Genomic DNA, 19,352 nt, shown 5'->3' with positions numbered 1-19,352 from the left:
CACTAGGATGAGCGATGTCCCCTACCTCGCAGCAGATCGAGGCCCTCTTCCGCGGCGGCCTGGGCCACGTGAACCTCGCCGACGGATCCCGCTTCACCCGCGAGGACCTCCTCGTCTACATCGACGTCTTCCGCATCAGGACCGACGAGGACGGCACCCCCCTCGCCCGTCAGTGGCAGGTCCTCGCCCGCCGGCTTCGCGAGCCCCACGGCGCTCCCGACCCGGCCGAGCTGCAGGCACTGCATGACGCGGCCGTCGCCATCAGAGAGGCGGAGGCCGAACGCGACGCCATCATCCGGCGGATCCATCACCGCTGGCCGGTCGAGTCACTCGCTCACCAAGCGCAGGTGACGACGAAGCGGATCTACCAGATCGCCGCGGCCACCGGACAGCAGGACGACCCGTCCTGACGGTGCACGCCGGCCGCCCCGGAACACCCCGTGCCGACCTCGACGGCACCACCCCGACCGACCCGAGAGAAGGATGCCCCCATGAGCCAGCCCACCCAGCCCGATCCGCAGAACTCGCGGATGGCCGGCCAGCCCGCTCCGCAGCCGGTCCGCCCGGCCCCGCCCCAGGGAGACCGGCCCAGCTTCGACGAGCTCATCGCCCAGGCCGACACCACCGACTACTCCCCCCTCGCCGACCACCTGGACGACGAGACCCGCTCGGCGCTCGGCCTGCCGCCGGCGCCCGCCACCCTGTCCCTCGACCGCGGCCTGGCCCAGCGGATCCGCGCCTACCTGCTCGAGCACCCCGACAAGATCGCCGCCCTACCCGACGGCGCCCGCGACGTGATCCACCTGTAGCCGCCGGCACACAGCGTCGCGCCGCCCCCAGCCGAAAGGACACTCGCTTGAACAGCCCTCTCCACCCGACCGGCGCCGCGCTCATTCAGCAGACGCTCGCCGCGGTGGCCGCGGACACGGCCCTGCGCGAAGCCGAAGCCCTCCACGGCCCGGTGACCCAGGTCTGGTTCCACCCGTTCACCGTCCGCGACCGCTACGCACTGGGCCACTGGCACCGGCTGGTCCTGGCCGACGGATCCGTGCTCCGCGACAGCGCCTTCGCGCACCGCCGCACAACCCCGGCGCACTGGTGGGAGACCCTCATGCAGAGCGCACGGGAGTTCTGCGCCGAACAGGACCTGGGCTACGAAGCACTCGTCGTGCACGCCGCCACCGGCGGGGAACCGGCACGCCTGGAGACCACCAGCGCCGAGCTCCCCCAGCCCACGGTGAGCAACATCTGCACACGCGGACCCATCACGAGCCGGCTGACACAGATGGTAGTCGAACTCCACACCATTGAGGCCGCACTGGCGCCCGGCGCACAGTACGACCTGGCCGACGCCCTCCTCGTGCTGCAGACAGCCATCGACCAGGGCGAACCCGCCCTCACCGGCCCTCTGCCTGGTCCCTGACCCGAGGCACCGGGAACCACACCGGCACGGACACGAGGGGACACCGGAACGCCAACAGCCGCCGAACGGCGCTGTGGCCCCGGCACCATCAGGTCCGGGACCCGCACAACCACGCCCACGGCCGGCTCCGGGCCGGGGCCAGACAGTGCCGGCTCCGCGGAGCAGCGTTTCCACTTGGAGCCAGTAGGCCAACTGGTCTGCCATCACCGCTCCTTGCCGAAGAACACACGACAAGTCCCCGGCCGCCAATACGATTGGCGGGCGCAGGACTGCCCGCCGGCTTCACACGGGGACAGGCGGCTGCTCCTGATGGTCTCGGTCGAGGCACAGCGGCCGATCGGCGGGGGCTTGGACATGGAGTTCGGCATCACGGGCCCGGCACAGAGCGACAACCTGTTCCACTTCACGGGACGCGTCGGGGACCGGCCCAGTGACGTACCGAGACCCATCCAGGAGATGACGCCTGAGGAACGGCTGGACGCGATCATCGGGGAACCGGTCCTGCGTGCCTTTCCGCCGTTCGGCACGAGCGCCCCGTGCGTCTGCTTCTCGGAGTCACCCCCCGAACACCTCGCCTTCCTGATCAACGGAGGAAGGGTGAAGCCCTGGGGCATCGTGATCAGCCGGGCCCAGATGGTGAAGGCCGGCGGGGGCTCGGTGGCGTACGTACCGGACCAGGTGTACGAGTACTTCAAGAACACCGGGATGGGTCACTGGGCGGTACGGGTCGGGCCGGGGTCGTCATGGATGCACGAGCGGGAATGGCGGCTGCCCTGCCTCAAGGTCAGCGGCGTCAGGCTGATGACCCTGCAGGCCATACTCATCGGCAACAGGACCTGGCGGCCGTCCCTGATTGAGCGAAGTGACCCGCGATCACCGGGAACCCGGCTCATGGGCTTTCCTCCGCTGTGGCAGGCGTCGCCGATCTGGGTGTGGGACAGTTCGAGCAAGTCGGTCGTCCCGCATCCTCCTGGCAGTCTCTGCTGAGGGCCACTCACCTCCGTTCCACGAACACGTCTCCGGCGCGAGCATGTCGCCCCTTCCAGGGGCCCCGTGGCGGCTCCATGTGGCTTTCCAAGGCTGTCCGACGGAGCAAAATCGCACACGGGCCGCTCTCTGGGCCTCCGGCCTCTTCGAAGGTCCCATCACACCAGGATCATCCCGATCGGCCCTCCAGGACCCCATTCTGCGAGTCGCTTTTCCACCGATTCGCACGGAAAGCGCGATCAGCTCCTCTCTAGGCTGTCTCATCTCGCTGAAGTAGGAGCGATCCGCCCTCTCAGCACGCAGCCCGTCGCGCGTCCACCTTCGCTGCGGGGCGAGTCGCATGCCCGACACGGCCCCGTGACTGTGTATTGACTCAATACGCAATGCCTTGATTCACTACACTCATCGTTGACGCTCCCCAGGGTGGGGCGGCGCCTCATTGGAGGGTGTACTCATGCTGCCGAAGATCGAACACGTCCATCCGGAGGCCGCCCCGGCCAGCACCCTGTCGCGCAGCGAGGCCGCCAGCATGCTGGGGGTGTCGGTGAACACCTTGGCCAAGCTACTGGACAGCGGCTTCCTGCCCGGACTGAACGCCTCCTGGGTGACGGCCTTGCTGGAAGCCCCCGAGGTGAAGGTGACCGAGGGAGTATTGCCAGTGCTGCGTACGGGCAGTCCGGCCGTCCCATCGCTTGAAGGTGACACGCGAGAGGTCATCGGAGCAGGGGCCGACATGGACGACGCCCAGTTCCTGGAGGCGTCTCGCCAGTGGTGGCGATGCGATGCGGATGTGATCGTGTTGTCAGGGGTGCTGCCCGTGGCGGTAGCGGGGTGGGTAGTGGGCGTGCTGACAATCCATGGGACGCAGGAGACGCGTCGGTTTGCCCGCGGAGAAGTGCGCCACGCCTTCGCCGCGGAGATCGCCGGGCGGGTGGGGACGCTGGTGGACAAGCAGTCGTACGAGCTGGTGACGAAAGACCCGGCGGTGGCCGACCTGACGGTCAGCCTGCTGGGCGCACGGGTGCAGAACGCGGTGTCCGGCGGGCCTATCGCCTACCTGGCTGCCTCCTGACGTCGCAGTCTCGATAGCAGCCGCCTTTTCTCACTGAACCTCGCCGGGCGTCGCCCAACGAACCGTGGCCGCTTGGAAAGTCGGCGTGACGGGAGTGAGCGAAGGGATCGCTCGGCCTTCAGCGGAATGATCCGCCGATGGGAACAGCGTCGGAGCTCCCCTGCTGCACGTCGGCCTGCCCGACTCACCTCGAGCCCTCGAATGCGGGGATGGCCGCAGGGCCGCGTACCGACACGGAACTACCGACCCGGGCCGACGGCACCCACTCGATTCGCCGGTTCCGCCCTTGGCCCCCATGGTCCTCGGCCACAGGAGCCATCCACTCCCTCATAACTATTGACAGATTTAACACTTATGAACGGTAGTTAGTGTTGACGACGTTCACTGTTAGGGGAGAATGTGGCCAACAAGGAAGTCAGCAAGCTCATCAAGGCCATTAAGAAGCAAGGGTTCACCGTCCGGCGGACGGCCAAGGGGCACCACATGGTGCTCAAGGGCAAGACCCCCGTGACCCTGCTGCCCGGGGCGCCGAGCGACCACCGGTCCTTGAAGAACGCGCTGGCCTACCTGAAGCAGGCTGGATTCACCCGGTGACAGAGCCGGGGTGTCCCGGGGCTTAGCACCCGGGACACCCCGGGCCTCGGACCCCGACCCACTTTCTGACGCCACCAACCCCCTACCCCAAGGAGATCGAACCGAATGGCTGCCTGGAGCGCCTACGCCGAGTACAACGCCACCGACACCCCGCCGGAGCTCTACAGCGAACTCTTCGACGCCTTGATCGAGCACGCCCCCGGCGTCGGTCCCAGCCCCAACGGCAATCTCTCCCTCCGCCTGATGATCCAGGCTGACTCCGCGCTCGACGCCGCCTCCGAAACGGTGGCACTCGCCAACCTCGCCCTGGGCCAGATCGGCCTCTCCCTCACCCTCGTCGGAATCGAAGTCGTCACCGAGGCCGAGCTCGACCGCCGACAGGCCGAACCCTGCATTCCCGAACTCGCCGGCATCGCGGAGGCCGCAGACATCCTGGGCGTCCACAAGCAGCAGGTCGACCGGCTGGTCGGCCGTGGCGACCTCCAGGCTGCTCAGACCCTGGCGGCCGGCCCGATCTTCGCCGCCGACACCGTCCGCAGGTTCGCCGAGAAGAGGCAGTCCCGCAGGATCGGCCGGCCCGTCGCAGATCTGGGCCTCTCCCCCATCGAGCGCGACTTGCTCAATCTGCTCGCCACTGCGTCCGACGAGTTGGAGCGCTCGAGTTCTTCAGAGCTGCCCAACCCCGGCCAGATCATCGCCGAGGTCTACTCAAGCTCTCGTTTTCGCGTCCACCTTGGAGCCGACGCAGACCTCTTGACCGACGCGCTCTGCACCCTCAGTCGGCACAAGCTCGTGCGCACCCGCAAGCTCACTCTGGCCGAGAAGACAACCGGCGACCGGAGCGATGCCGTTGTCACGATCCTCGCCAAGGGCCGACGGCACGCCTCCATCGCTCATGGCGTGGGAGAGGGCGATTAGCAAGCCGGGCTCGCACACCCGAAGGCCCCTCAGTTCACGGCACTTCGGCGCTCAGTCGCTCAGGCCCTCACCGCCGAAGGCGTGCCGCATAGCACCCGATGCACGCAACACCTCCGCATTAACGGCCCTGTTAGACGAGTCGGCATCGAACGCATGAAGGTAATGAGTTGGCAAAAACGGCCTCTGACCTGCACTTTCACAATTGCACTAGCTGGGACACATTACGGGACACATTACGGGACACAGGGACACAGCTAACGCACACACTCAACTTCCTACCACCCGAGTGAGGTGGTTGAGGGTCCACCGAGTTACGCGACCCGACCTGGTTCGGCCATGGCTGCGCACCTTGAACGAACCCCTCCGGGGCAGGCTCGGGTTGACACGTTCGAAGGCGTTGCAACCTACTCGCCCCAAAGGGGTGCGCTTGCCTGAATAACGCGGAGTCAGTCTGCTAGCGTGGCTCCGCCGCTCAGGAACACGAGCGGTTGCGGGCAATCTGTGATTGCGATCCGACACCTGCTTGACCGGCCGACGCTCGGGGAACCTTCCTGAGCTACCTCACCCCCCGGGGCGAAGGTACGCAGTCCGATCGACTGCCTTGGCACTCACCGCAACTTGAGGGTCAGTACGGCATCGGCTTTGCGACACAACAGCCCGCTGCTCCACCTGAAGGCCAAGCGCCAACTCGCCAAGTGAGAAGTAGGTAGTCAAAAGCAATGGCTGAGCAGCTAACTCAAGAGACGACTTCGACTCCGGCATCAGACGAGGTTGACGAACTCACGGGGGTCCCCAGCACCTTCCTCCCCCGGCAGAGGACGGCTCCATCCCTGACGCTCCCCGCACACCTCAGCGTTGAGGTTCGCGAACTTGTCGAGGATCTGCCCGAACCCCTGAAGACCGCCGTAATTGCGGCGATCAACACCCCTGACGGCGTCAAGATCACCATGGGTAACGCCAAGGGCGGGGTGATGAAGACGACGCTGTCTGTGTACATCGCCCTCATCCTGGCGCTCACAGGCGAGCCAGTGCTCCTCGTGGACGCGGACGACACCAATCGCACGTGCCTCAAGTGGCAGGCCGCAGCCGGAAAAGAGTGGCCCGCCACCGTGACAGTGGTGGGTTACACCGGCCCCGCCATGGCTAAGCAAGTAACGGACCTCATGGGGCGCGGGTTCAAGCACCTCATCATCGATGTGGGCCCGACAGACAAGGGCGTGCTCAAGACCGCATGGATGCTGACCAAGCGAGGCATCGTCCCCACGCAACAGCACGTGGGAGACGTGGTTCAGCTGACCACGACCTTCGCTCTCTTGGAGGAGATGGGGGAGCCCATCGACTTGCACGTCATGCTCGCCAAGTCCTTTCCGAAGCGCAGTAGTTACACAAATGCGCGCGACTACATTGCGGGCATCATCAGGGGTGACACTGCGGATCACCCAGATGGCCTACAGACCGTAGAGCTGCTCGAAGGCACCGTTCCGCTCCTGGAAGGCATTGCCGACACCTGGGGCGCCATCCCCGAGGAGTTCGCTCACTTCGCTGGTGTGCTCGCGGAGTCCCTCGGCGTCCCGGCCTCCGTGATCGCTGACCGGGAGGCCGCCTGGCTTAAGAGTCTGGAAGGGCAGCAGTAATGGCCAGCGGCACTGGGGCTGGAGCCTCACGGCGGCAGAAGGCAAAGAAGACCACCGGTGCGTTTAACAGGTTGAGCGCTCTCTCTACCTCGGGCGCGCTCTCGGCTATCAACGAGACGCCGACGCCTGCGGGCGAGGCCCCCAGTTCACCTGGACCCTCACCCGCCCAGGAGCCCTCTACACCGCCGGCAGCAGAAGCACCGCCGGAAGCACCCAAGGCACAGGCGACGGAACCCGCAGCGTCATCCACGAACTCTGCGTCCCCGGTGGGTGAGGCCCCCAGTTCACCTGGACCCTCACCCGCCCAGGAGCCCTCTACACCGCCGGCAGCAGAAGCACCGCCGGAAGCGCCCAAGGCACAGGCGACGGAAGGCGTGACCGTCCAGGTGCCGGAGCAGAGCACTGAACGTGCTCCGGAGCGACCTACCACAGCGCGAGACGCTCGCGATGTGGCGGAGGATGAGCCGTCCTCGCACTCTGCCGCGGATGCCCCTTCGGCGGAGCCTTCCGGCTTCACCACTGAAGGCACACGCGGTGCAGGCAGTCGCGAGATGGTGGTGATGTCCCATCCGGTAGCGGCTGAGGAGCTTCACGACGACGATTCCGGAAAGGGCTCGAAGTCGAGCGGCCGAGTGAGTGGCTTGGTGGTCCGGCGCAGCGCCCCTCCCGCCCTGCCGAGGACCAGCGGCTTCTCTGAGCAACGGATGCTCGAGGCGCTGCCGCCCGGTCTGGCGGGCAAGGTGGAAGGCCTCCCTGTCGCCTACATGGAGCTCGCCAAGAGCTACCGCCGGGCTCAGGCCACCCGCACCGGAACCAAGCCCGAGAAGCGGAACATCCGCCTGCACCTCGACGTCACGTCAGCGCTGAACCGCCAACTGGTCTCGGACAAGCGCAGGCTCCAACTGAAGAACCTCAAGCCAAGCCAGTACGTCGATGCAGCTATCACGATGGCACGAGGCGTGTCCGTTGAGGAACTCATCAGTGCTGCGGACGAGTTCCGTGATCGTCGTGTTGGTGAGGACTCCGGCTTTGGTTCCCCGAATCACTACAGCATCTGGAAAGAGAACGACGAGTGGCTCGACGAGATGATGGATGAGCTTCTCCTCGCGAACACCACCGGGCTGCACGGACAGATGATCAACGTGATCGTCGAGTCCTTCCTTGAGCAACTCAAGGCAGAGGTGCCGGGAAACAACTAGCTTTTCGGCATATGAGGGGGCGGGCCCAGGGCGGGTCCGCCCCCTCATATGCGTGCGCCTCCCTCAGGCGAGCCCACAGGGGTCCCATCACTGGTGCGTTCACAAGTGCACATTCCGGGACACGGCGCGGGACACAGTCAGAGACACAGGGACACGTCTCACGAGGCGCCGCTGAACGCAGAGGTCCTGTCCCCACATGGCGCTTCACCTTGGCCACCGTGCCCTCACCAGCTCATCCCTCAGCGACACGAGGATCCGTCTACTCCACGAGTTGACGCAGCCCGCTCATCGACCCTCCGCAAGGCGATCTGCGCGACGGTCTTGCATTTGCGGCACACTGGCCGTGTGCTCGGCCGATCACAGCGGGGCCGAGACCTGGAGGGTTCTCGGCTTCTACGGAAGACGCGCACGGGCCAGCAAGCTCCCTACCTGCGCAGATGTTCGCCCAGCGCCGCGAGGTCCTACGGAGACGCCTGGTTGCTACTCTCGCGCGACACGCAGGTTGATAAGCAGTTTGCGCACAAGATGCACGAGGGTCGTATGATTCGCCTCAAGATTGAGTACTCTTGAACCAGCCGTCGCTCACGACCCGGCTGCACAGCGAACTTGAGGGAGGATCAGGTGCCACCGCGCCGCTCACCAGTGCGCCAGGACGGAACCATGTCTCAACGCACCGTGTCGGATTGGTCTGGCGTCAGCGCCGGAACACTCAAGAACCTGGCGCGCATTGGCCTGCTGCCTGATGCGGATAACCTCCGGCCGCACGACGTGGTGCTCGCCCGCGTAGCGCACACCCTGGGTGCCACTCGTTCAACGAACCGCGAAACACAGCAAGGTGAGCGCACAACGACAGCGTTTCAGCGGGACTGGGACGCAGTCCGCGTCGTGATGGAGCTGCTCCTCGCGGCAGAGGACCATCGATGCGGAGAAGCCCCAGCTGAAGTCGATCGTCGCACCCGTCTCGTGGCTTTCCCCGAGACAGTCGCTCTTGTCGTACAGGACTACGAGCTGCTCCAGCTCTGCGAGAAGGCTCTCGACGAGGGGCTGCCTCTCATCATCATGACGATTGGAGCCTGGCATGCAGAGCTCCAGCAGCGCTTGGCTGGCACGTGCGAGGGGGACATGAGGATAGCTGCCTAAAACAGAACGGCACCCACATACCTGCCGCAAACAGAGTGGGTGCCGAACCGAAAAGGCCAGGTAGCCTCTCTCGCCATCCCTGAGGCTACCAGCCACCAGCCGAGACGTCTCCACACCGTGGAGCCTCGGCTACATGTGTCTCATCCGCCGCAATTTGGCCGAAACTGGTAGCCCGTGCCGCCCTACCCAGGAAGCTGTGGGACTCGCAAGCGCCTCCCGCTCTCTCCCCAGAGCCTCTCTCCCGCGCCTGCCGAGCAAGTGACACGACACCTTCGATGGCCCTGGCTTCACGCACTGTGCCTCGAATCAGTGAGTGCTGGCCTTGCTCCCAGTAAGCCCGGCCGGCAAGCAAGGCATCTTGGTTGCGTTCGTCGGCCCCTCTCACGACTCGCACCGCTGGCCGCTGTAATCACGCCCCGTGCGGACGAGTCCTGACCGGGTGGGCGCGAGAACTCTCATGTCGCGCCCACCCGCGCTCGGAAGGAGGTAGGGCTACCCGCATTCCCAACTGAACAGGTCCGCGTCCGGCAGTCTCTGCTTCCCCAAGCGAGCCGGACGGCGATACCGGTTTCCCTTTTTCTCCTCGACAGGAGCAGATCATAGCTACCCGTCAGAGGGTCGGCTCAGTCGTGCCTGGGGCAGGTTCAGGAAGTCCACGCAAGTCGGCTCAATCTCGTAATTTTCACGCTGGTTCTTCACGTCGGCCTGATCTCTCGGCCGCTCCGTCCAGCTCGCAGAGCTGGTCCTCCCCGGTAGCTGGCCCAGTTCCGATGGTCGGTCCCGGTCACCCGTTGCAGCTGAACCGGGGGATGCGTTCTCGGTTGTACTCCGCGGTGCGGGGACTGCTGACGGATCCTCGGGTTGCAGGTCAGAAGGACGCGGTCCGGCTGGCGGCGGTGGTGCTGTTGGCGAAGTCTCCAGCCGCTTCAACCAAGGTCCGCACTCGCACCGGTGACCTGTCCCGGTGGCTGGGCTGTTCGGCGTCTCATGTCGCGCACGCGGTCCTGCCTGAGGTGAAAACGGCGGGCATCGCGACATCCGAGGCCCGCGTTGACGACGACGGTTCCGGTCGCGTGGCCGGCCTGACCATGCGGTTGTTGCCGTTGTCGGAGGCCAGGGCGCACGAGGGCGATCACCCGTTGAAGCTGACCCGGCGTGATCTGGCGACGTTGCTGCGGCTGTGCGAGGCGGTGATCGGGCCGGGTTGGGCGCCGAAGGACGGTCCGGTCACTCCGGCGGGGCTCCTGGCGGACCGGCGGGGGAGGGGCGCGGCGACCGATCGGCTGGCGTTGTTGCTGCTGGTTCTGCAGACGCGGGCTGATGGCCGGGTGCGGATGGTTGGCGGGAGCGTCGCGGCCGGGCGGGGTCGTGCGGATGCCACGGTGGCCCGGGCGCTGGGGTGTTCGGTGTCGGGTGGGGCGAAGGTCGTGGACCGGTTGGAGGCTCGCGGTCTGCTCACGGTGCCGCGGGGGGATACGGCGTCGGGGTGCTTCGGGCGGGCTCGTATGTGGGTGCCGGCCGTGGCGGAGGCGCACGGGCGTGCCGTTCCTTCGGCCGCCTCGGTTCCGGAGGTCGGCGCGCAGGCGCCGCAGCCGGCGGCTGATTCGGCGGTGAGGTGCCAGCAGTGTGCTGCTGACGACCTGGCAGCAGGCATCGACGGCGCGGGGGTTCGCGGCAACGAATGGGTTCAGGGTGCCTTCGAGGAGGTCCTCGTTGGGGCGTCCGGGCAGCGCCCTGTTGCTGCATCCGGCGATCTTGAAGGGTCTGGGGTCGGGGAAGGGCCTGCTGGTGCTGGGATCCGGGGTGCTGGTGGTGTCGTGGGGGGCGCAGGGGCGGAGCGCCCTGTTGCTGCAGACCTTCACGCCACCCACCCGCAGGTGGTTGGGGTATCTCCTTCGTCTGCTGGTGAGTTGGTTGGTTGTTCCGGCTCTGCCGTCGATGGCCGGGCTTCGGAGCCGGAGTGCGCGCGCACGGGCGAGGACCAGAAAGCTCCAGCAGCGCCTGATGAAGCCACGGTTTCAGGTGGCGGGGGTGGCCCGCTCCGCGGGGAACAGCACAGTTCTCAGGCGATCGACAGCTTCGGAAGTGCTCGGGCCGCATGCGGTGCGGTGTTCGTCCGGCCGTCGAGGCTTCCCGAGGATCTCAGCCGGGTTCTGAGGCCGGTGGCGGGGTTGTGGGCGGGTGTGGGCCGCGTCTCGACACAGCGGTGGCTGGCGGGGGCGGTTCGTAGCGAGCTGGCCCGCTTGCGGGGGCTGGTGGGCGCTGAGCCGGCCGAGCAGGTCCTGGTCCAGCGGCTGGAGCGTCGGCTGGGGATGCAGGCGGGCCGGCCGGTGGGCGGGCTGGAGGGCTGGCTTCTGAGGCGGGGTTTGCCGCAGAAGCCCGGCTGCTGGTCGCATCTGTGCGACGACGGTGTGCGGATCGACACCGGAAGCGGCTGTTCGAGCTGTGAGAGCGTGATGGGGGATCGCCGGGCGCTGCGCGCATCGGTTGCCTCCGAGGTCGCGGACGACGTGCCGGAGTTGCCGCTCCAGGCCCGTCGACGCGAGGTCGAGCGGCGGCTGCAGGAGCGGGTCCAGGTGCGGGCCGCGGCTCAGGGTGTTCGCCGTGAGCGGTCGGCTGCCGAGCAGGCGGTGCGTCAGGAGGTGCTGGCCGCTCGGCGGGAGGAGCTGGATGCCGCTGAGCGGGAACGTGTGACGGCTCCGTGCGAGGAGTGCGGGATCCCGGAGGCGGCGGGTTTGTGCCTGGTGTGTGTTTCCGGCCGGCGAACGCGGGACCTGCTGCGCCAGGCGGTCGACGTGATCGTGGCCGTGCGCGCCGATCTGGATGATCCGGCGGCGACCGGGAAGCTCGCGGAGCAGGTGGCGGCGGACACGCGGCGCCTCCTGGAGGACGCTGTGGCGCGGTCGGTGGACACGCAGGCGGAGGCGGTTCTCGCGTACACCCGGGCCACGATCGCGGAGCAGATTCTCGCCGGGCGCAGGGCTTCCGCGCTGGCGCGGCTGGTGGTTGGCGAGGAGGCCGAGGCGGAAGCGGACCGTGCGTACGAGGCCGCCATGCGCCGCCGGCACCGGTATCCGACCCGGTCGTTGGCGCTGCGGGCGGCCGAGGAGGCCGCGGAGAGGGCGGGCGAGACAGCGGCCCGGACGATGCTGCGTGACCGCCTGGCTCGCCTGGAGGACGAGCGTTCGGCGAGGCCGCCTGCGAGCGAGGGCTGGGAGCGGCGGTGTGCCGAGCTCGCCCGGCGGACGCTGCCAGGAGAGAGCCCGGCGGCCGTTGGCGCGGCGGACCTGGCTGAAGGTCTGGTGAGTGCGGCATGAGCGCGGACCGGGCCGGGGCTGGCGGGCGGAGCAGGCCGGTGTTGCCGGTGTGGGAGCGGTTGCGGTTGTCGGACCGGATGCGGCGTCTGCTGCTGGAGGGGGACACCGAGGGCCGGTACGGCGGGCAGTCGGACTCCGATGCCGGCTACCGGTTGACGATGGCCCTGGCCGTGGGGTGCTCGCAGCCCGGTCGTGCCTGGGCGCCGGCTGATTTTCATCACGCGCTGATCTACACGCCGAGTGCTGGGGGAGCGTGGGCGCGGCGTCTTCGGGAGCGGAAGGGGACGCTGTACGCGGAGGCGAAGCTGACGGCGATGCTGGAGAAGGCCGCCGTGCTGGTCGCGGCGAGCCCGGTGATCCGGGGCCGTGAGGACGCGGTTGAGGCGCTGGGCGGCATCCGCCGAGCGGTCGAGGAGCGGACGTGGCCGGCTCGGCGGGGCGCGGACACCGACCAGAAGAACCTCGCCGCCCGTCTCGGGCTGTGCGAGCGGGCCGGTGGCGTCGAGCACGTGGTGTCGGTACGGCAGTTGGCCGAGCTGATGAACTGTGCGAAGGCGACCGCGGAGGCCAGCGACAAGCGGCTGAAGAAGGACGGCTGGCTGGTCCTGCTCGCCTCCGGGTCGGGCAAGGACCACGGCTCCCGCTGGGTGTTGCGTGTACCGCCCGAAGGGGAGGAGGCATCCGGAGCGCAGCCAGGACAGTTGCCAGCTACGGGTTCGAGGGGGGCAGGAACTGTCCCACCCGCGCACACCGGCACCTCGCGGACCGACACCGAGGCCCTGGCCGCGCTGATGGGCCACGACGCGTTCCACCGATACGCCCACGGAACCAGCGGCGCCCGGCTGCTTACCTGCCTCGATCCGGTGGACGGTCTCGACGTCGCGCAGTTGAGCCGGGCGACCGGGCTGCACCGCACCACGGTGGTGCGCCGCATGCGGGGTCTCGTCGAGGACCAGCTGGCGGTCGAACTCGACGGGAAGTATCTTCTCGTGCCCGCCCTCAGTGCGCCCGGGTGGCTCCACGCCGACGGGCAGGTCCTCTCCCAGGCTGCTGAGCACCACGGCACCGTCGGCCTGGGCGAGCGCCGGCGGGACCGGCACCGGCGCGACCGCCACAACTACCGCCGCTGGCTGGCCGAACGGGCCGAGCAGCGGCACCGCCGGCGCCCCGTTCTGGAGCTCGTCCCGGAGGGCGTCCTGGACCCGGACACCGGCGAGCTGCTGGACGACGCGTGGGCAGGATGGGACGTCCGAGACCGGGCCCGCCCCGTGTGGCGAGGGTTGGCCCCGCCCGGCGAAGGACGCGGCGCAGCGGCGGGAGCGTGCGCGTGAGGAACCCAGACCCGTCCTCCCCCGGGTGCCCGGCCGCCTCACCGCCCGCGCCTGGGGAAGCCCCCTGCCCCCACCGCCCGCCGCCGGACCAGCACACGAACACTGAGCAGCGGCCCTCAGCGCACGTGAACGACCCCGGGGACCGAGGTAGCGGGATGGGCTGCCGGCGGAGGGCGCCCTGGGAAGACGACGGCCGCCCGGGACACCGCGCGACCACGCGGGCATCCCGAACGGCAGAACGATCACTCGGCGGGCGTCTGCTCTCCGGCCGGTGCAACGGCGCTCGCGGTGAGCCCGGTGCCGCTGGAGATGGTCTGGTAGATATCTGCGAAGGGAACCAGCTCCGTCAGGAACGCCCGCCAGACGGCATCCCGCTCCGGCCCCAGGTGAGCGGTCAGCCGGTACAGCTCGACCAGGAGGGACGGCATGGCCCGCCCCCAGCACTGGCTGTTCTTCTCCCAGGCGCTGAGCACCGCCTGCAGCGTGTCCAGGGTGAAGAACTCGGCGCAGGGAAGAACCGCGTTGACGGCAGCGAACTGGCCGGCGTCGTACGAGCCGACCCCCTTCAGCAGGCCGGGAAGAAACTGGACGAAGTACGGGTTCGGGCTCGAAGCGATCACTCGCGTCATCCGGCTGGTGCTCAGCTCCCTGAAGGTCGGAGCCAGCGCCGGGAGGCCTTCGCGGATCTCGGGGTACCGGACCAGTGCGAGAACTCTGGCCCGGTCCGGGCTGCTCAGCAGGGCGGGAGCTGGGTCGTCGCCCATCGCCTCGATGTGGGTATTGAACAGGGCGCGCACGGGTGCGGCCACCGATGACCAGAATGCCGGCAGGTCGCCGAGCCGCCCCAGGGCACGCATCTGCACGGCCGGCTGAGCCTTCTCCAGGCGCGTCATCAACTTGCGCACAGCCGCCTTGGCCAGAGTCGCGTCGCGCTCGGCGAAGCAGCGCAGGCAGTCGGCCATCCGGTCGGCGAACAGCTCCGGGGTGATGTCGAGCTCCGGGGCGTCGATCGCCAGGACAGCGAACTTCGCGGCGACCTCTGCGACCTTCTCCCGGGCGGAGGGCCTCACGCGGTCGAAGAAGGCGTAGGCGAGGTAGGTCGTGTCGAGGGCGTAGGCGGGATCGGCGACGTGCAAAGTGAAGCTGCTGACGACCTTGCGCCCCTGGCTCGGCGGGTGGATCAGCACCGCTTCCAGAGCCACGGCCAGGTGCGCGCGGGCGTACTCCATGGACGGCTCGTACAGCTCGCCCAGAGGGCGCAGCGACGGGTGAGCGCACATGTTCCGGTCGTCGCGCAGCCGCTCCAACTGCTTCTTCTGTGTGTGGTCGATGAGTTCGAGGGTCTCCGCCGTGTCGAGCAGGGACCGCTCGATGCCGAGCATGATCGGGATCGCGTCCTCCTCCTTGCTCCGCTGGGCCTTCTCCACATCGGCGACCAACACGGCCGCGGCGGCCTCCCCGTCCTCCTTGAGCGTCTGCGCCTTCGCGATCAGGTCGGCGCATACCGCTGTCCAGGTCAAGACGATCGCACCGCGAGCCGAGCCCGAGGAGTAGCAGCGGTGCGCCTCCTGGACGAGGGGACGCACATCAGGGTTGTGGACCCGGTTGACCCGGTCATCCAGATCGAGCATCAGCCGCCGCTCCTTCTGTCAGGCCCGGTGCGGGCCCGCCGGACCACATGATCTCACCGCGCAGGAACGCGCCCCCGACCAACTGCCAGCACCCGCAGAGGCAGTGGCGCCGGACTGCCGTACGGCACGGCGGGGCGGCCCGGCAGACGCCGCAGGTTCTGCGGAACTACTGCCGCGGGGGGAACCGGTCGATCAGGAGCCGGCGCTGCCGCTCGCCCAACCCCTGAACCCGCCGGGTCTCGGCGATGCCGAGCTCGACGAGGGTGCGCTTGGCACGCACCGCGCCGATACCCGGCAGGGACTGCAGCAGGCTCAGCACACGAGTCCGGCCGACCGTCTCATCCTCCCGGGCCAGGACGTCGAGCAGGGAGATACTCCCCGCTTTCAAGGAGGACAGCATCGCGCCGCGCTCCTTGCGGACCCGGGCCGCCTTGGCAAGGGCCTGGGCCCGCTGCTCGCCGGTGAGAGAAGGGAGGGGAGAGGGCATGACGCTCCTTCGATGGTCGGAGGCCACATCATCGCCGCGACAACCGCCCGCCCGTCAACTCCGGGGACACCGCCGGGCACACACCCCCAGCGGGGAGGGGCGCCTGCATCGATCCTGGTCGCGGGGGGTTGACGCGGCAGGTGACCGGGTCTTGGGTGGGGGCTCACGATATGAGCAAGGGAGCACCCTATGGCCCGAGTTGTGACCTCTGACCGGCTGCCGCAGTGCTCGCGGTGTCGCGGCGACCTGCTCACCAGCATCGTGATGCCGCAGGAACGACGAGCACGGCCGGCCGATCCGCCTGGAGCTGTGCGCGGCGTGCGATGCGGACCGGCCGGCCGCCGGGGCCCTGATCCGCTTCTTCGCGGACGGGCGCGGCCGCGACGCCGACCGGGCCAAGGAGGGTGCCCTGCTGGTGTTGGAGTGGACGAAGGAGGGTATGGCCGCCCACGGCTGGTTCTGCCCTACCGCTTCCTCCATAGCGGCGGCACCCAGCACCTCCTGGAATGCCGGGGCTGCCTGAAAGAGCGGACCCTGCCGCCCCGGTTCCGCCTGGACGTCGTACGCGCCCACCTGGAGGAGACCGAGCGGCACGGGCGCTGCAGTACGCAACCGTTCGCCGAGCTCAAGCAGCCGGACGCGGACGGCGGCGGCCAGTTCCGGATGACGTGCCGCTGGCACTCGTCCAGCCGATGGACGAAGGACGTCACGGCGGCCGACACGGCCGCACTCGTGCGGGCGTACGGCGACGCAGCTCTGGCCGCGCCGGAAGGCCGGCCTTCGCTCGACGCGGCCGACACCAGGTGAGCATCGGGCTCCGTTCCGTTTTGCTGGACCGCAAGCGCTCACCTCTCCCAGGGCACCGCTCACTCGCCAACTGGAACGCTCAGGTGCAGCGACCTGCGTCGATACGCGCCTGCTGGCTCTCGCCGACTCTGTCCACAGGCACCTCCGCCGAGCATCGTGCCAACAGCAAGCGCACGGGCGCGGAGCCCCGGCCGGCGCGGCATTGCCGCACCGTTCACCCTCTCCCACCCCGGTGACGCTCCCGTACGCACGAAGGAAGCCGACCCGCATGAACGAGCATCCCGTCGCCGTCACGCCCACCGTGATCATCGTCAACCCGGGCGGCGAGCTCTACCGGCGCTACTGCCTCGAACTGGCCGCCTCCGCCTACCCGGTGGCCGTGATCACTCCCGGCCCGCTCACCTGGGAAGCCCCGTACGTGGTGGACCACGAGGTCGCCGACGTCAACAACCCCGCGGCCCTGCGCGAAGCCGCGCGTGCCCTGGCGGCGCGGAACCAGGTCGGCGGCGTCCTCACCTGGGACGAGTACCTGCTCGTGCCCGCTGCCCAGATAGCCCAGGACCTCAACCTGCCCGGCAACAGCCCCGCCGCCGCGGCCGCCTGTCGGGACAAGGCGACCAGCCGAAGCCTGATGGCCACCCACAAGGTGCCCTCCGCCCGCTTCGCTGCCGTGAGCGACATACGGGCGGCCGCCGCCGCCGCGAAGGACATCGGCTACCCCGTCGTCCTCAAGCCCGCCAGCCACGCCGCCTCGATCGGCGTGATCCGCGTCGACTCCGCCGACGAGCTGGCGGACGCCTGGAAGTTCACGACGGCCGGCGCCAGCGAACAAGGACCGGAGGGCTCCGGTGTGCTCGTCGAGGAGTACCTGTCCGGCCCCGAGATCAGCGTCGAGTGCGTCACCTACCAGGGCCACACCCAGGCCGTGGCGCTCACCCACAAGACCCTCGCCTTCGCCCCCCTCTTCGAGGAGATCGGGCACACCGTCACTGCGCAGGACCCCCTCCTGAAGACTGTCGGCCCGATCGCGGCGGACGCGGTCCGCTCCCTCGGTGTGACCGACGGCGTCCAGCACGTCGAGATGCGCCTCACCCACACCGGCCCCGCCATCATCGAGGTCAACGGACGCATCGGCGGCGACCACATCGGGAAACTGGTCCTGCTGGCCACCGGAATCGACCTGCCGCGCGCGGCCACGGACGTCGCCGCCGGCAGACGCCCGGACCTGACGCCCACCCGCAACTCGGCCGCCGCGATCACCATCCTCTACCCGCCCAAGACCGGCACCCTCACCGCGCGGCACATCCCCCCGGCCATCGAGCACGGCGCGCCCTGGCTGCACCAGACGGGCTGGTTCAAGGACGCCGGCGACCCGGTGGCCCTTCCCCCTGAGGGCGACCTCGACGACGCCAGGGTCGGTTTCGCGATCGTCACCGGTCCCACCGGCGACGACGCCCGCCAGCGCGCGGCCGAGGTCCTCGCACACGCTCACCTCAGTGTCCGCGCCACCGGCGAGGACACTGCCCCGGAGAACGCTGTGGCGGCCACCACCCGCGCAGCCGAGTTCGCTGCGTGACCTGACGCCCAGCGGCGGGCCCGCTGCTACGGCCATGCCGATCGGGGGCCCAGGCGAACGCCTGGGCCCCCGATCGGCATGCCCGGAAGCAGCAGCAAGCCCGGGGCTGACGTCACCCCGGACAGGCTCCGCACAGTGACATTGCGCAACGGCGAGCAGCGACTTCCCGCACGGAGCACAGGGCGCAGAACCCCCGGCGCGGCCGCAGGCCGAGGGCGGGCCGACCGTGATCCGCGGGCCTGAAGTGACCGGCAGGCCCAGGACTTTATCCACAGGTTCGCACTCCGAACATATGAGCAGCACAGGAGCCCGGGCGTCCCGCTCGACGGCCTCGATGTGCTGTGCAACCCGGAGGCTGATCCCTTTCATGAGTAGAACCCGACTGAGCGCGCTGCGGCGCGTTGCCGCTGCGGCCGCAGTCGTTGCGGCGACCGGAGCGATCGCGGCCCCGAGCGCGATGGCCGCCAGTGCTGATCCCGACCTCAAGCCGTCTTCCACGAGCGTGCCGGACATCACGGAAGAGGACGGCCCGGGGGCGGGCGGTGCGACCGAGTCCGGCCAGGACGTTCCCGACCCGGGAGCCGATCCCGGCACCGATCCCACGAACCCGGGCACCGACCCGGGCACGGACCCGCCGACCGATCCCACGGACCCGGGCACCGATCCCACGGACCCGACCGACCCGGGCACCGACCCCACCGATCCGCCGATCGATCCCACGGACCCGCCGACGGACCCCACCGATCCGCCGATCGATCCCACGGACCCGCCGACGGACCCCACCGATCCGCCGACCGATCCCACGGACCCGCCGACGGACCCCACCGATCCGCCGACGGACCCCACGGACCCGCCGACCGACCCCACCGATCCGCCGACGGACCCCACGGACCCGCCGACGGACCCCACCGATCCGGGCACTGACCCCGGCCCCTCTCCGACGCCGAGCACGGGAGACGACGGGGACGAGGAATCGTCCGGTCCGGGGCCCGAAGGGCTCACGCCGAACGGAGGCACCTCGGACAAGACCGACAGCCAGGAATCGGTCGCGGTCGCTCCGGTGGCGAGCGGGAGCCTCGCTCAGACCGGGGCCGACGGCAACACCACCCTCGGTCTCGCGGCCGGCGGTCTGATCGCAGCAGGCATGGGGGCGCTCGGCATCACCGGCTACGGCAAGCACCGCGCCCGCCGCGGGCGGCCCAACTCCGGCTGACGACAGCCGTGTCAGCCGGGCCG

18 protein-coding genes are annotated in these 19,352 nt (G+C 68.9%); 16 read left to right on the top strand and 2 right to left on the bottom strand.

Features of this window, described 5'->3' with window-relative positions:
* Positions 1 to 14 precede the first annotated feature (14 nt).
* The 12 genes from PSQ21_RS36815 (at position 15) to PSQ21_RS36760 (ending at position 13,615) form a co-directional block, all read left to right on the top strand.
* Positions 15 to 410 carry a hypothetical protein gene (locus PSQ21_RS36815; RefSeq protein WP_274036590.1) on the top strand — a complete coding sequence of 132 codons (396 nt, stop codon included), beginning with the start codon at positions 15 to 17 and terminating at the stop codon, positions 408 to 410.
* An 81-nt stretch (positions 411 to 491) separates the two neighbouring features.
* On the top strand, positions 492 to 809 hold the full coding sequence (locus PSQ21_RS36810; protein WP_274036589.1) for a hypothetical protein: 318 nt from the start codon (positions 492 to 494) through the stop codon (positions 807 to 809).
* A 47-nt stretch (positions 810 to 856) separates the two neighbouring features.
* Entirely contained in the window at positions 857 to 1,423 is a 567-nt protein-coding gene (locus PSQ21_RS36805; protein WP_274036588.1) for a hypothetical protein, read from the top strand.
* Between the two features lie 354 nt (positions 1,424 to 1,777).
* Positions 1,778 to 2,410: a hypothetical protein gene (locus PSQ21_RS36800; RefSeq protein ID WP_274036587.1), complete on the top strand. Its 633-nt coding sequence runs from the start codon at positions 1,778 to 1,780 to the stop codon at positions 2,408 to 2,410.
* 454 nt (positions 2,411 to 2,864) lie between these two features.
* The gene (locus tag PSQ21_RS36795; protein ID WP_274036586.1) at positions 2,865 to 3,482 is read left to right on the top strand and encodes a hypothetical protein; all 618 of its coding nucleotides are present in this window, start codon (positions 2,865 to 2,867) and stop codon (positions 3,480 to 3,482) included.
* 399 nt (positions 3,483 to 3,881) lie between these two features.
* Positions 3,882 to 4,076 (top strand): hypothetical protein, encoded by a 195-nt coding sequence (locus PSQ21_RS36790; RefSeq protein WP_274036585.1) that lies wholly within the window; start codon positions 3,882 to 3,884, stop codon positions 4,074 to 4,076.
* Positions 4,077 to 4,181: 105 nt separating this feature from the next.
* Positions 4,182 to 4,994: a hypothetical protein gene (locus tag PSQ21_RS36785; protein ID WP_274036584.1), complete on the top strand. Its 813-nt coding sequence runs from the start codon at positions 4,182 to 4,184 to the stop codon at positions 4,992 to 4,994.
* A 719-nt stretch (positions 4,995 to 5,713) separates the two neighbouring features.
* The gene (locus tag PSQ21_RS36780) at positions 5,714 to 6,628 is read left to right on the top strand and encodes an AAA family ATPase (protein ID WP_274036583.1); all 915 of its coding nucleotides are present in this window, start codon (positions 5,714 to 5,716) and stop codon (positions 6,626 to 6,628) included.
* A gap of 449 nt (positions 6,629 to 7,077) precedes the next feature.
* Positions 7,078 to 7,827 (top strand): hypothetical protein, encoded by a 750-nt coding sequence (locus PSQ21_RS36775; RefSeq protein ID WP_274036582.1) that lies wholly within the window; start codon positions 7,078 to 7,080, stop codon positions 7,825 to 7,827.
* A gap of 660 nt (positions 7,828 to 8,487) precedes the next feature.
* The gene (locus PSQ21_RS36770; RefSeq protein ID WP_274036581.1) at positions 8,488 to 8,967 is read left to right on the top strand and encodes a hypothetical protein; all 480 of its coding nucleotides are present in this window, start codon (positions 8,488 to 8,490) and stop codon (positions 8,965 to 8,967) included.
* An 821-nt stretch (positions 8,968 to 9,788) separates the two neighbouring features.
* Entirely contained in the window at positions 9,789 to 12,284 is a 2,496-nt protein-coding gene (locus PSQ21_RS36765) for a hypothetical protein (RefSeq protein ID WP_274036580.1), read from the top strand.
* Positions 12,281 to 13,615 carry a hypothetical protein gene (locus PSQ21_RS36760; RefSeq protein ID WP_274036579.1) on the top strand — a complete coding sequence of 445 codons (1,335 nt, stop codon included), beginning with the start codon at positions 12,281 to 12,283 and terminating at the stop codon, positions 13,613 to 13,615. Before PSQ21_RS36765 ends, PSQ21_RS36760 begins: the two co-directional genes overlap by 4 nt.
* Before the next feature lie 242 nt (positions 13,616 to 13,857).
* Here PSQ21_RS36760 and PSQ21_RS36755 read toward each other — a convergent pair whose 3' ends face one another.
* Positions 13,858 to 15,246 (bottom strand): hypothetical protein, encoded by a 1,389-nt coding sequence (locus PSQ21_RS36755; protein WP_274036578.1) that lies wholly within the window; start codon positions 15,244 to 15,246, stop codon positions 13,858 to 13,860.
* A gap of 166 nt (positions 15,247 to 15,412) precedes the next feature.
* Positions 15,413 to 15,733: an integration host factor, actinobacterial type gene (gene mihF / locus PSQ21_RS36750; RefSeq protein ID WP_274036577.1), complete on the bottom strand. Its 321-nt coding sequence runs from the start codon at positions 15,731 to 15,733 to the stop codon at positions 15,413 to 15,415.
* A gap of 295 nt (positions 15,734 to 16,028) precedes the next feature.
* Between mihF and PSQ21_RS36745 the strand changes: the two genes are divergently transcribed.
* The 4 genes from PSQ21_RS36745 (at position 16,029) to PSQ21_RS36730 (ending at position 19,329) form a co-directional block, all read left to right on the top strand.
* Positions 16,029 to 16,256 (top strand): DUF6300 family protein, encoded by a 228-nt coding sequence (locus tag PSQ21_RS36745; RefSeq protein ID WP_337961712.1) that lies wholly within the window; start codon positions 16,029 to 16,031, stop codon positions 16,254 to 16,256.
* Complete coding sequence (locus PSQ21_RS36740; RefSeq protein ID WP_274036576.1) at positions 16,157 to 16,540, top strand: hypothetical protein; 384 nt, start codon at positions 16,157 to 16,159, stop codon at positions 16,538 to 16,540. Before PSQ21_RS36745 ends, PSQ21_RS36740 begins: the two co-directional genes overlap by 100 nt.
* Positions 16,541 to 16,808: 268 nt before the next feature.
* A complete protein-coding gene (locus tag PSQ21_RS36735) occupies positions 16,809 to 18,116 on the top strand; it encodes an ATP-grasp domain-containing protein (RefSeq protein WP_274036575.1) in 1,308 nt (435 codons plus the stop codon).
* Between the two features lie 367 nt (positions 18,117 to 18,483).
* Positions 18,484 to 19,329, top strand: coding sequence for a hypothetical protein (locus PSQ21_RS36730; RefSeq protein ID WP_274036574.1), 846 nt, complete (start codon positions 18,484 to 18,486; stop codon positions 19,327 to 19,329).
* Positions 19,330 to 19,352 lie beyond the last annotated feature (23 nt).

Origin of the sequence: Streptomyces sp. MMBL 11-1 (assembly GCF_028622875.1) — a bacterium.
GTDB lineage: Bacteria > Actinomycetota > Actinomycetes > Streptomycetales > Streptomycetaceae > Streptomyces.
This window is presented reverse-complemented; position numbering and strand designations above follow the sequence as displayed.

What these genes read in the sequence shown, in the direction of transcription:
- PSQ21_RS36815 (WP_274036590.1), top strand. Translation starts at nt 15, where the DNA reads ATGTCCCCTACCTCGCAGCAGATCGAGGCCCTCTTCCGCGGCGGCCTG.
- PSQ21_RS36810 (WP_274036589.1), top strand. Translation starts at nt 492, where the DNA reads ATGAGCCAGCCCACCCAGCCCGATCCGCAGAACTCGCGGATGGCCGGC.
- PSQ21_RS36800 (WP_274036587.1), top strand. Translation starts at nt 1,778, where the DNA reads ATGGAGTTCGGCATCACGGGCCCGGCACAGAGCGACAACCTGTTCCAC.
- PSQ21_RS36795 (WP_274036586.1), top strand. Translation starts at nt 2,865, where the DNA reads ATGCTGCCGAAGATCGAACACGTCCATCCGGAGGCCGCCCCGGCCAGC.
- PSQ21_RS36785 (WP_274036584.1), top strand. Translation starts at nt 4,182, where the DNA reads ATGGCTGCCTGGAGCGCCTACGCCGAGTACAACGCCACCGACACCCCG.
- PSQ21_RS36780 (WP_274036583.1), top strand. Translation starts at nt 5,714, where the DNA reads ATGGCTGAGCAGCTAACTCAAGAGACGACTTCGACTCCGGCATCAGAC.
- PSQ21_RS36770 (WP_274036581.1), top strand. Translation starts at nt 8,488, where the DNA reads ATGTCTCAACGCACCGTGTCGGATTGGTCTGGCGTCAGCGCCGGAACA.
- PSQ21_RS36760 (WP_274036579.1), top strand. Translation starts at nt 12,281, where the DNA reads ATGAGCGCGGACCGGGCCGGGGCTGGCGGGCGGAGCAGGCCGGTGTTG.
- PSQ21_RS36755 (WP_274036578.1), bottom strand. Translation starts at nt 15,246, where the DNA reads ATGCTCGATCTGGATGACCGGGTCAACCGGGTCCACAACCCTGATGTG.
- mihF (WP_274036577.1), bottom strand. Translation starts at nt 15,733, where the DNA reads ATGCCCTCTCCCCTCCCTTCTCTCACCGGCGAGCAGCGGGCCCAGGCC.
- PSQ21_RS36735 (WP_274036575.1), top strand. Translation starts at nt 16,809, where the DNA reads ATGAACGAGCATCCCGTCGCCGTCACGCCCACCGTGATCATCGTCAAC.
- PSQ21_RS36730 (WP_274036574.1), top strand. Translation starts at nt 18,484, where the DNA reads ATGAGTAGAACCCGACTGAGCGCGCTGCGGCGCGTTGCCGCTGCGGCC.